This window comes from Treponema parvum, from assembly GCF_017893945.1.
Classification (GTDB): domain Bacteria; phylum Spirochaetota; class Spirochaetia; order Treponematales; family Treponemataceae; genus Treponema_D; species Treponema_D parvum_A.
Genome location: NZ_CP054257.1, coordinates 223,368 through 235,951, shown reverse-complemented (window position 1 = coordinate 235,951; position 12,584 = coordinate 223,368). Strand labels below are relative to the sequence as shown.

The 12,584-nt window shown below is 45.8% G+C and carries 8 protein-coding genes; 3 read left to right on the top strand and 5 right to left on the bottom strand.

Annotation, left to right across the window (positions count from 1 at the left end; translation table 11 throughout):
- Positions 1-142: 142 nt before the first annotated feature.
- Positions 143-1,615 (top strand): monomeric [FeFe] hydrogenase, encoded by a 1,473-nt coding sequence (locus HRI96_RS01100; protein ID WP_210117706.1) that lies wholly within the window; start codon positions 143-145, stop codon positions 1,613-1,615.
- Between the two features lie 175 nt (positions 1,616-1,790).
- Here the strand turns inward: HRI96_RS01100 and HRI96_RS01095 are convergent, their stop codons facing one another.
- From HRI96_RS01095 to HRI96_RS01075, 5 genes are all read right to left on the bottom strand, one after another.
- Complete coding sequence (locus HRI96_RS01095) at positions 1,791-2,168, bottom strand: PG0541 family transporter-associated protein (RefSeq protein ID WP_256729264.1); 378 nt, start codon at positions 2,166-2,168, stop codon at positions 1,791-1,793.
- A gap of 65 nt (positions 2,169-2,233) precedes the next feature.
- Complete coding sequence (locus HRI96_RS01090) at positions 2,234-5,401, bottom strand: efflux RND transporter permease subunit (RefSeq protein WP_210117705.1); 3,168 nt, start codon at positions 5,399-5,401, stop codon at positions 2,234-2,236.
- Between the two features lie 45 nt (positions 5,402-5,446).
- The gene (locus tag HRI96_RS01085) at positions 5,447-6,391 is read right to left on the bottom strand and encodes an efflux RND transporter periplasmic adaptor subunit (RefSeq protein ID WP_210117704.1); all 945 of its coding nucleotides are present in this window, start codon (positions 6,389-6,391) and stop codon (positions 5,447-5,449) included.
- On the bottom strand, positions 6,388-7,806 hold the full coding sequence (locus HRI96_RS01080) for a TolC family protein (protein ID WP_210117703.1): 1,419 nt from the start codon (positions 7,804-7,806) through the stop codon (positions 6,388-6,390). The genes HRI96_RS01085 and HRI96_RS01080 overlap by 4 nt, the downstream gene beginning before the upstream one ends.
- 28 nt (positions 7,807-7,834) lie before the next feature.
- The gene (locus HRI96_RS01075; protein WP_210117702.1) at positions 7,835-9,178 is read right to left on the bottom strand and encodes a TetR/AcrR family transcriptional regulator; all 1,344 of its coding nucleotides are present in this window, start codon (positions 9,176-9,178) and stop codon (positions 7,835-7,837) included.
- Positions 9,179-9,493: 315 nt separating this feature from the next.
- On the opposite strand from HRI96_RS01075, the gene HRI96_RS01070 reads away from it, so the two are divergent.
- Both HRI96_RS01070 and HRI96_RS01065 read left to right on the top strand, forming a co-directional pair.
- A complete protein-coding gene (locus HRI96_RS01070; protein WP_210117701.1) occupies positions 9,494-11,341 on the top strand; it encodes a proline--tRNA ligase in 1,848 nt (615 codons plus the stop codon).
- The gene (locus tag HRI96_RS01065; protein WP_210117700.1) at positions 11,334-12,461 is read left to right on the top strand and encodes a DUF7954 domain-containing protein; all 1,128 of its coding nucleotides are present in this window, start codon (positions 11,334-11,336) and stop codon (positions 12,459-12,461) included. Before HRI96_RS01070 ends, HRI96_RS01065 begins: the two co-directional genes overlap by 8 nt.
- Positions 12,462-12,584: the final 123 nt, after the last annotated feature.

Below are 12,584 nucleotides of genomic sequence, written 5' to 3'. Positions count from 1 at the left end.
CCGGCGCCGCAGAGCATACAAAAGTCGCAAAATGTATTAAAATGCGTTTAAGATGAAAATCTGGCGATATGTTGGATATTAGGAGATAAGACATACCGTCTTAAAATGCGGAAAAATTCAAAACAAAGGGGAAACAAAAAAAATGCTAAACATCAACAACAATGCCGCAAACGTAAAGCGGGATATACTTGTTCAAATCGCAAAGGCTCAGCTGGAAGGAAAACTTGCCGAAGCCGTACACTTTATTCCAAGAAAAATGGCGCCTGTCGGCGGAAGATCCATACGCTGCTGTATATTTCACGACAGAGAAATTCTTCGCATGAGAGTTTTGGCAAGGCTGGGCTGGTCGGTAGAAGACTACAGCGACGATAAACCTCTTGCCGAATATGCAAAGGAAGCTCTAAAAAGAAAATCACCTTCATGGCCTATGTTGACCGTTCTTGACGAAGCCTGTAACGCGTGCGTCAGATCTCATTACATGGTCACAAACGCCTGCCAAGGCTGTTTTGCCAGGCCGTGCATGGTAAACTGTCCCAAAGACGCCATTCACGTTGAACGTCACGCGCATATTGATCCTGACAAATGCATAAACTGCGGACTATGCATGCAAAACTGCCCGTACCATGCAATAATAAAGATTCCCGTACCCTGCGAAGAGTCCTGTCCCGTGGGGGCGATCACAAAAGACGAGTCGGGTAAAGAGCGGATCGATTACGATAAGTGCATCTTCTGCGGCAACTGTATGCGCGAATGCCCCTTCGGCGCGATGATGGACAAAAGCCAGCTTGTAGACGTCATAAAACATATCATGAAAAATAAAAAAAAGGTCGTCGCGCTGTATGCGCCGTCGATAGCAGCTCAGTTCAAGTCAAAGCCGGGTCAGCTTGAAGCGGCCCTTTTAAAAGCGGGCTTCAGTGAAGTCCTTGAAGTAGCTCTAGGCGCCGACATTTGCGCAGACAAGGAAGCGAAGGAATTTGCCGAGCGCATGGAACGCGGCGATAAAATGATGACGACTTCATGTTGTTCGGCGTATTTCCGTGCAGTGCAGATCCATGTTCCCGCCTTAAAACCCTGCGTTTCAAAGACGAGAAGTCCTATGCACTACACCGCCGAAATAGCTAAAAAAAAGTACCCCGGATGTATAACCGTTTTTATAGGACCTTGCCTTGCAAAAAGACGGGAAGGTTTCGACGATAAAAAGGTCGACTACGTTCTTTCCGCAGAAGAAATACATGCCCTTTTTATTGCAAAGAGCATCAATTTCGAAGAGATGCCCGTCGTTCCCGCCGAAAAAATTCCTACGGCAAGCGCCAGAAATTTTGCGGTTTCAGGCGGAGTAGCACAATCGATAAGGGTAAGGCTGAAGGATAAGTCCATATTGCGCTCTACCGTAATAAACGGATTGGATAAAAAAGGAATGCAGACACTTTCCATGTACGGAAAGATAAACGAAGGTGTTATTCCTTATCCTGCTGAATGTCCGAATCTTATCGAAGTCATGTCCTGTGAAGGAGGCTGCGTAGGAGGGCCGTCCGTGATAATGAATCCCAAAACGGCGACGACGTTAATAAAACCCTACGTTTCTGCCGGCAAGGCGGATCTTCAGGAGCCGTAAACGCCCGCCGGCTGTCGAAACGCGGCGGACTTTTGATACGGCCATTGAAGCAACTTATGCCTTCCGGCAGGAGCGACGTCCGCCCGGCCCACGGCAAGAGCGCCGCTTGGCGCCTTCCGGGCGGCTTGCCCGGAACCGTCACAAAACCGGCGCGGCGCGTTTCCGGAGCCGGAATCTACCATTCTTTTGCTTTGCTTACATAGCACGCAAGACCTTCGCCCACGTACTGTTTTCTGAGATCTGTGATAAGTTCACGTATTTTTTTTGCATCGTCCTTAGTACAGTAAACGATAAACATAGTATTCAGCTGCGGCCAGATGGAATCTCCCAGTTTGGGAACGCTGTAGCCTGAACCCATGACGGAAGGAAACTGCGTATAGCATTTGATCTTTTTATATTTAAATCCTTCAAGCATGTCTTCCGCTATCGATTGCGAACAGATGATTTCAAGCCGGCGCAGTTTTATCTTTTCATCGCCGGTATCCGGTATGTCGTGTAAAACGACTTCGCTTTTTATGTCATTCTTTTTCTTTTTTTCTTTCTTTTCTTTCATAGAAGTTTATCTCCTTGCGCCGCGGGCCTGTACAGGACTGTGCATTTTGCCGCGGCCAAACGCAGTTATGCGTTTTCCTGTTCAATGCGCTTTAATTCTTCAACACGCGCCCTTTCATTTTTTCTGTTAAACAGGTTGTAAACTACGGGCATCAAAAACAGCGTCATCAGCGAACCGAAGGTCATTCCTCCGAAAATCGTAAGACCGATCGGCTGCATGGACTCCGAACCTTCGCCGGGGAAAAACGCCATTGGAATCAAAGAAAACACCGTCGTAAGCGTGCTCATTAGGATTGGCCTGAGGCGGTTCCCGGCAGCTTCAACACAGGCGTCGTCAAGAGTTCTGCCCCTTTTGCGCAGTATATTGATCTGATCGATAAGTACTATACCGTTGTTTACGATCGTGCCTACAAGCGTTAAAACGCCCATAACGGTCATTATACTGAACCTCTGCCGCGTAAGGGCGTAAATGGCGGTAACTCCTATAAAGGACAAGGGAATCGTAAACATTATTATGAACGGGCTCTTAAACGATTCGAACTGACTTGCCATGACGGCAAACACAAGCACGATCGCCATTATGATGATCGCAAGGAAATTCATAACCGCTTCCCGCATATTGGCCAAGTCGCCCGAATACGTTATGTTCAAATCGTCTTCCATTAGGATGTTCTTATCTATGAGATCCTTTATTCGGTTCTGCACGTCGCCCAAGGAAAGTCCGTCAACCTGTTTTACGGTTACATGCGCAATGCGCGACTGGTTTTCTCTGAAGATCGTTACCGGCGCGGTATTCTTTACCGTGTGGGCAAAGTTCGATAAGGGTATTCTCGTGCCGCTGTTGTTTCTGACATATATAAGGTCAAGATCCGTAACCTTTGCACGGTCTTTTTCGGGCAAACGGACGACGATGTTAATCTCTTTTCCTCCGTCGTCATACCGGCTGGCTCTAAGCCCGTTTATGGCGCCGCTTATTTCGCTGCCGATCGAGGCAACGTTCAGTCCCAACTCGTACATGCGATTTCTGTCAAGCTTTATTTCCAGCTGCGGAAGCCCTTCTTCAAGATCGCATGTCACTTCATTAACAACGTCGGCGGCCTGCGTCTTTATCAAATTCATAACCTGATTGGCCGTCTTTGCCACAAGGCTTAAATCGTTGCTTTTTATGTCAATGCTTATACCGCTGTTGGCCGTATCGTTGTTATTCGTTCCGAATGTAATCGTAGCTCCGGGGAATTTCGTAAAATACGGGCGGAGCTTGTCTTTTGCCGTTTTGTCCGTATCCCAGCCCTTTTGGCGTTCGGCTTTAGGGTATAAGGTAAGCGTCAAAGAGCCTTCGTTCGTCGTCGCACTTGAAGAAAGCATAGAATCGCCCCCGGCCGTAACGGTTGAAAATTTAATTCCCTTGACTTCCTGACGTGCTATGGATTCCATCTGCTGCACGTACGCTTCCGTAACTTCCAGCCTGGTGCCTTTAGGAAGCTCGAATTTTACAGTCACCGTATCGGAAGCAATTTCAGGCATGTATATGAACCCGACTTTTACCGCTCCGACTATTGCGCCTATAAAAATAGCAATCATCACTATGACCGTAGCCGCCTTATGTCTCAATATTCTTCTGACCGAAGAAGCATAGGCTCCGTCCACCCTTTCAAAAAATATGCCGAGCGCACGATTCAACTTACCGAAAAGCGTATGCGTGTTGATATTTGAACTTTTACCTAAAACAAGGTATTTTGCGCTTAAAACGGGAACAAGAGCGATGGCAACGAAAAGAGAACCCAATAGCGAAAAAACGATCGTAAACGCAAGATCGTTAAAAAGCTGTCCCATAAAGCCGAGCCTCGAACTCAGCATTATCATGGGGAGGAATATACAGATGGAGGTCAAAGTGCTTGCGACGACGGAAGTTATCATTTCCTGAGCGCCCAGCGTCGCGGCGACCGAAGGCTTTGCGTCGCGTTCCCTGTAAACAAAGATGTTTTCAAGAACTACAATGGAATTGTCTACAAGCATACCCACGCCTATGAGCATTCCGCCTAAAGAAACCATGTTTATGGTCATTCCACGAAGGAACATGAGAAAAAGCGTAATTAAAAACGAAATGGGAATCGCAAGTCCTATTATGACAGTGCTTTTTATGCTCCTTAAGAAAATAAGCAAGATTATGACGGAAAGAATCATACCTTCCGTTATGGATTTAACAACTTCGATTATAGTTCTCTTTATTTGGTCGGTAGTGTTCGACGATTCGATAACTTCAACGTCGCCGGGAAGGGATTCCGTTATGTTTTTGAGAGCCGCCCTTACGTTCGCCGCGGTTTTTACGGCATTTTTTCCGCTCTGCTTCTGAACCAAAAGCATTATGCTCGATTCGCCGTCAAGATATGCGGCAGTGGAACCGTCTTCGTGGCCTTCATACACATCGGCAATGTCGCGCAGCAATATCTTTTTTACGCTGGGAGCAGCCTTGCCGCCAGGCGAAGAAGCCACAGCGTAAGAGATTACCGTATTGCGCACGTCTTCTATGGATTTGAATTTTCCGTCCGTCTTCACGGAATAGCTTAACTGCTCGGACCTTATGTTTCCGCCCGTAGCTTGAATGTTTTGCGCTCCGATCATCTGAGCTACTTGCGAAATGGTAAGCCCGTAAGCGTCAAGCCTGTCGCGCGGAATGTCGACGTTAATGGTTTTTTTGCGGCCGCCCATGATCATTGCGGAAGCGACTCCGTCTATCTGTTCAAGCCGCGGAGAAATAATATCCGACGCGTAGTCATAAAGCTCGTCGGAAGAGTGCTGCCCTTTTAAAACCAGATGCATTATAGGCATCATCGACGGGTCAATCTTTATCGTAAGCGGAGTATCAGCGTCGGAAGGAAGATAGCTTCTTACCATGTCGATTTTATCGCGGATGTCGTTCGCCGCGGCGTCCAAATTCGTTCCGTATTCCATTTCAAGAATTATTAAGCTCAAGCCCGTCGACGACTGCGACTGCATTTTTTTAAGTCCGCTTAAGCCCGAAAGAGAACTTTCGAGGGTTCTCGTTATGGAAGCTTCCACTTCTTCAGGGCCTGCGTTTTTATATCCGGTATAGACGATAAGATACGGAATGTCTATTTCCGGATACATATCCACATTGAGGTTAAATATGGAATAAACACCCAATGCCGAAAGTATTATGAATACTAATAATGCCGTTACAGGTTTTTTAACGGACACCTCTGATATAGACATATTGATTCCTCTTTATAAATTAAGTTGAAAACAGGACGATAAAAGCTATTCGTTTAAGATGTTCACGTTTGCTCCGTCTACCAAGACGGTCTGCCCGCGAACAACCACTTCGTCTCCGGGTTTTAAGCCCGAAGTAATCTCAACTTTTTCATCCACGTGGATTCCCTGCGTTACTTCCTGACTGTGAACTACGGCGGGAACTCCTATTTGCTTTTCCGTCTGCTTGCCTTCCGCTCTGTTCACAACAAAAACATAAGACTTGCTGTCTCTGACGATTATCGCGTCAAAGGGCATGGTAATGACGTTTTCAAGTTCTTCAGTTATGAGCTTTATACGGGAATACATTCCAACCTTTATGCGGGGATCAACCTTGTCCAAGCTGAGCTTTACCTTCATTGTGCGCGTAGTCGTATCAAGCACGGGGCTTACTTCAAACACGTGCGCTGAAAACACTTCGCCGGGAAAAGCGTCAAAGCTTATTGCGGCCGTTTGCCCTTTTTTTATGCGCGAAACAAAGCGTTCGGCAATATCCGTATGGATTTCAAGATTTCCTGTGCTGCTTATCTGCCCGATGGAAACCGAAGACCCAACCATTTCTCCAACGGAATAGGGAAACAGTGTGATTGTTCCCGTAGTGGGCGCTTTTACAGGATTTTCGCTGTAAGTCATGCCGGGGCGACTGGGATCGATGTACGCTACAATCTGATCTTTTTTAACAAGATCCCCGACTCTAACCATGATGCGGGAAATTTTTCCGTTAGTATCCGGCATTATGTTCACTAACGAAGACGCCACGATGTCTCCGCCGAATTCCAGATAATCGTCCAAGCGGCCTTCGGTGATCTTATAAGTGTTGACGGCAAAAGACGCGGTAGTCTTTTCTTTTTTTTCTCCGTCAGCCTTTTTACAACCGGCAAATGCGCCGAAAAAAACCGCCGCAAGAACTACGGATAAAATAATCTTTAATCTTGATTGATTTATCTTTTTCATTTTATTTCTCCTGTAAATTGTGTGTTCAATATGTATTCAAGGTCAAGCTGGTATGAAATATAATTGTACTGCTCGTTCAGCATACCGAGCTTTGCCTGATTTAACTGAGTTTCCGCATCGCGCAGGTCAAGCAGTTCCGTAGTACCGTTGCGGTAAGCTATCGCCGTCATATCGTATGAGCGTTGGGCAAGTTTTATATTCCGTTCATTCGATTCTATCGCTTCCTTAGCCTGAGCAAGGCTGTCTGCGGTTTTACGCACGGTAAGTTCGTTGTTTTGGATGAGAGTGTCGAGCGAAACTTCAAGCTTACGGATGTTGTCTTCTATGTCTTTTGCGCTTTGCCTGTTAGCGGAAAAAGGAAGAATATCGGATATAGTCCACGCAAGCGTAATTGAAAAATTTCCGTTGTCATAACGCGAATCGCTGTCGGTCCATTTTCCGCCCGTCATCAAAAGGGGCTGATAATTCCAGCTTAATGAAAGCGCCGGCGTAAAAGAGCTCAAATTGAGAGCGTTGAGATTGAGTTTTAAAACATCTATGTTTCTTTTTATGTTGAGGACGTCAAGATTATTCATTCCGTATTTGGAATAAACCTCTTCGGCATCAATGTTAATAAATTTGGGAGTTATTTCGCCTACGAGCTCGATCTTTGTGCCTACGGGCATTCCCAAAAGAAAGGCAAAGGAATCGAGCTGCTGCGATAAAGCTTGCCGCTCTTTATCCACATTCGGCCTTTGGTTTTCATAGGTAACCTGTGCCTGCAGCATCGAAAGTTCCGGAACCATACCGTTTTTATAATTTACTTCCGCCTGCAGAGCTCTCTGGCGCGCATTTTTTAAACTGGTCTCTTGAACTTTTAAATTTTCCTGCTGCAAAAGCAGGGCGTAAAAAAGTTTTCTGATATTGAGTTCGTTTTGTTTTGAAGCCTGCGTCCACGTTATCTTTCCGCTTTCAAAATTCGCGTGAGCAGCTCTTATCCGCTGTATGAGAGCAAGGCTTAAATTTAGCGAAACGCTTATGTTGCCTATTCCCGTCCAGCGGTCTTTTTCACTTTCGTAACTGCTGGGAATGGGAACGTGATATATTGCATTTGCGATAATATCGCCTGCGCCCGGAACATAATCATTCGCACGACTCGCGGTTCCCGACGCCGTAAGCGCAGGCAAAAAAACGTTCCACGAATACTTACTGGCGCGCTCGGACATTTCCAAGTCGATCTTTGCGCTTTTTAAAGTCCTGCTGTTTTTATTTGCGTAATCCACCGCCTGTTCGATCGTAAGAATCACCGGCTGCGTTTTAGCTTCTTTTACTGCGCTCTGAGCCGCCGCCGGAAAAAGGCTTAAGATCAGCACGGCTGCCGGAAGAATGCCGCAGAGCAAAAATCCTTTTCCTGATTTTTTTATCGCCATTGACATAAGTCTACTGTCTCCTTCAAGATAATTTTCAATTCGTATCACTTGTTAACCCTCTCTGCATAAAATCAAAACACAGTTTTACTATTTCATAACAGTTTTCGTCGCTAAGATTGTGAATGTTTTTTCGCATGACGATCGAAGAAGACACGACGCTGATCCACGTAAAAAATATTCTCCTAGTCATTTTAAACGGCAGCTTGTCAAGCTGTTCCGTCTCGTCTACGTCGGCGGACAATTTGAAATTTTGCAAAGAAAAATCTTCATGCTCGTACTGCTCCGGAATTATCGATCCTGACATTCGCGTCCATCTGAATACCGTAAGAATATCCTGCCGTGCAAGAAAATATTCTGTGAGTGCGCGGAAAAATACGTAAGCTAGTTCCGTGCTGTCCGTAATTTCGCCGCACACCTTGTCCAGACTGCTTATCATTAAATAAATCTCTTCTGTCAATAATTTATGTATCAAAGTCTTTTTAGAATCGAAATATGAATACAAACTGCTCTTCGCCATGTTCAGCGTATCCGCCAAGCGCTTCACAGTGACGCCGGGAAAGCCGTATTTGTCTATCACTTGCGACAGCGCGCAAAAAATTTTATTGGCCGGAGGAATCTTTGAAAGATCGATATGGGCTTTTTCGTCAAGTTCCTTCATGCGCTCATAAGACAGGTATCGCTGCGGGCTGTATATTCCGAAATCAAGTAAGTCCGCTATCGTCTCAGAATCAAAAGCTGGCTCTTGCAAAACATATTTTTCAAGACAACCTGATTCCGCCTGATCGGAGGCGGATGATTTTTTTTGGCCTGAAAGCGATAATATTAAAAAATATGCAACGGAAATAAACGCATATGAAATGGCGGCATAGTTTTTCAGATTAAACACGGAAAAATTTTCGGGCGAATAATTTACCCCGAACATACCTCCCAGCATCTTAAGCGAAAGTCCTTTTTCTTCGAGTTTTTTGCTCAAAAGGAGCGTCTGTTCCCTATAGTCTTTTATAGAAACTGCGCTGTGAGAAAGCATGTAAAATAAATACTCCGGATATTCAAAATAAGTCTTTACCGTGTTTCGAAGCACAATCCGATACAGCGAAATATCTTTTGACCATATGGCGGCGGTAAGATCCTGCTTTATTGAAATTATATAGTCCGTCACATCGCTAAAAAACCTGTCCTGCATAGCTAAAACAAGATCCGCCCTATTTTTAAAATGCCTGAATATGGCGGCCTTTGATATTCCGGCTTTTTTTGCAATGTCGTTAAGAGAAACCTGTTCGTAGAGCGGGGTTTTAAAAAAAGAAAACGCGATATCTAAAATTCTTTCTTTTGCTGACTGTCTTTTTTGACAGCTCTTGCAGGCCGTTTTTACCGCCACAGGATTTTCACTCCGATCAAAAATATTTGCGGTCGTCTGGAAAAAACTCGAATTTAGCGTTTAGCGTTTTTTCGGGATACTGCCGTATATGTTACCGATCATTCGGTAACATATAAACTATACACATAATTTTTATCAGTGTCAACTCAATTGCAAATTTTTAAAACGAAATGCTCAAGGCGAGGTTCCGACAATGAGAGGCGGCGGCAGCGTCGCCGAAGCCAAGTCAGCCAAGCCGACTGTCGGCTAAACGGTGTCCCTGTTCTTCTTCGTTTGCTTGAATACTCAGGGCTTTTTGCTGTATCATCTGCAATTATGAAAACTTCACAGACCGTATTATACACGCTGCGCGATCCCCCTTCCGACGCAGTGATCGCAAGCCATCAGCTCATGATGCGTGCAGGACTCATCAAAAAACTTGCCAACGGACTTTACGCATACATGCCGTTCGGGCTGCGCTCATTCAGAAAGGTTGAAAACATAATACGCGAAGAGCTGGATGCTGCAGGCTGCTTTGAAATAAAACCGACTGTAATTGTTCCCGGTGATTTATGGAAGGAAAGCGGCCGATGGGAAACCATGGGCGGTGAAATGCTCCGCGTAAAAACGCGAGGCGGCCAGGACATGGTAGTAAGCCCCACTGCCGAAGAAGCGTTTACATATCTATTTAAAGACAGCATTACAAGTTACAAGCAGCTGCCCGTAATTCCGTACCAGATAAATACAAAATACCGCGATGAAATTCGCCCCCGCTACGGAGTTATGAGAGGAAGAGAATTCGTTATGATGGACGCCTATTCCTTCGATGCGGATCAAAAATCCCTTGACGAATCGTATGAAAAACTTTCCAAAGCGTATCGCAGGATTTTCAAGCGGCTCGGACTCACTACGATTCCCGTAAAGGCCGACACCGGCGCTATGGGCGGCTCAGGTTCCGAAGAATTCATGGTGGAAAGCACGGTCGGGGACAACACGCTCATCTTATGCCCCAAATGCGGTTATGCGGCTAATGTGGAAAAAGCTTCCTGCAAACCGGATACCGCAACAGATGTTAACGGAGAGCCGCAAATAAAGACTGAAAAACCGATCGAGAAGGTTTTTTGCCCCGGAGTTGAGACTATCAAACTCATGGAAACGTTTTTTAAAATGCCGGGAAGGCAGTTTATAAAAGTTCTGATCTATAAGGTGTTCAACTCTTCGCTCGATCTGCAAAATGCGCCCGGCGGAAAAACATTTAAACGAGAAACGGAAAATACCGCACGGCCCTATTATCCCGTCAGTTTTTTTGCGGTTGCCATCCGCGGCGATTTGGATGTAAGCGAAACAAAGCTGGCTTCCGTTCTTAAAGCAAGCGGAGCCGAACTTGCTTCCGAAAATGAAGTGATCGAATATTCCGGTGCGCCGCACGGCTTCGTAGGTCCGGTAGGGCTCACAAAACTTCCCCTCTTGACCGACGAAAGCGTTATGATCATGCGGGACGACGGTAAATTCGACGTCTGCATACACGACACGGTAACCGGCGGCGGAGAAAAAGACTTTGACAACATGCACGTTGAACCCGGCCGCGACTTTATTCCATTTATGACCGCAGACGTTAGGACGGTAAAAGAAGGAGACTGTTGCCCAGAATGCGGACAAAAATTGTATACGAAAAAAGGCAACGAGCTGGGACACATATTTAAGCTCGGCGCAAAATACACTAAAGCGATGAACGCCGTCTATCTTGACATAAACGGGAAGCAGCAGACCATGCTCATGGGTTGTTACGGCATAGGCCTTGACCGAACTCTCGCTTCGATCATTGAAGAACATCACGATAAAGACGGGATAATTTGGACAATGAGTACTGCTCCATATCAAGTAGTCATAGTCCCTATAAAATACGAAGGCGACATGAAAGAAGCCGCAGACAGGATATACGACGACCTTGTCGCCGCAAAGGTGGAAGTTTTATTGGACGACAGAAACGAACGACCCGGGGTCAAATTCAAAGACATGGATCTCATAGGAATTCCGATAAGAATAGTCGTAGGTGAAAAAAATCTTCCCGAAGTTGAAATAAAACTTAGATCCGAAAGCGAATCCCGCCTGGTGTCCTTAAAGGACGCATCAAAAATAGCCGCCGCAACAGTTCACGCGGAACTTGCAAAGCTCAATGCGTAAGCTGATTTTTGCCGTCGCCCAAGCCGTTTTTTGTATCCTCTTTGCAGCGGCTCTTCCGGGCATAGATCCGTATATTCCGGACGTTTCAGGCGAATATGTCTATTACCGGGACAATACTTTCAGCCGTAAATCCTATATAGGTTTTTTATATTACGACGAGGCAACTTACGCCGCCCGCTATTACGCGCCCGGAGACAGGGAAAAACAGCTTCCTGAAAAGTCCGTGGGAATATTATTCAGCGTGGATCCCCTGTCGGATCACATGGAAATGACGGGCGAAAGATTCTTAGACACTATCACGCCGGACGATACGGATATAGTGAACTACCTTCACGATATGGTGTACGAATTCAACGCACGCAGACAGAAGGCGGGGAGTATTTCTCCTGCGGAAGTCGCTTTGGAAAAGAACTTCAGCGAACAAGGAGCCGTCGTTAAAGACGATTTTATGCAGTTCGGAGGATACGTCTCCATGCTTTACGACTACGCCGTTCCTCTTTTCAATTTAAAGCGCATCTCCGCCTCAAACGGAGAAGTCTTGTTGGAAGCGGTTACGGCGGGGCGTCTCGTCTCTTCCGAAGACAATTCATTTTACGATTTTACGGGCTTTCCCGAGGTTTTAAAAGATTCAAGCGACAAGCAAAAACTTTCCGTTCCCGCTGAAAAGAAAAAATATACGGTAAATATTTCGGACACGGTGCAAGAAATCACTTTGGATTCCTTGTGGACTCAATCTTCGGGAAACGTATGGGCTCTCGGCGACGACGCGGTTTTGTCCGTAAACGTCATTTTTATCCCTGAAAACATAAAGGAAAAATTTTCGGATGTTCTGCAAAGAAATATGATTTTAAGCGCTCAAAATTCTTATTCCGTTTGGGAAAAACTTGAATTTTCCGCTTCGTCCTCATCTCGGACAAGGATGAGTTTGTCAAGTTATTATTATCAAAACAAAACGGGCGCCGTCCTAAGAGATTTTAAGATCATCACAAGGATAAGCGAAGACAAATTCGGATATGTTTCCATGACCGTCTTTGACGATTCGTACGTAAAAAACCGCGCTTATTTCAATCAAACGCTTAAGACCTATACGATTGTGAATTCCGCACAGCAGGCGCAGTGAACACAGGCGGCAAAATTAGCACGCTCGGCGCGGTGAGCCGTTCGCAAAATCGATACAACCGGTGTGGCAGGCGCCGTGAGCGCCGGCGGCAAAATGCCGCAGTCAGCACGATAAACTCAGCCG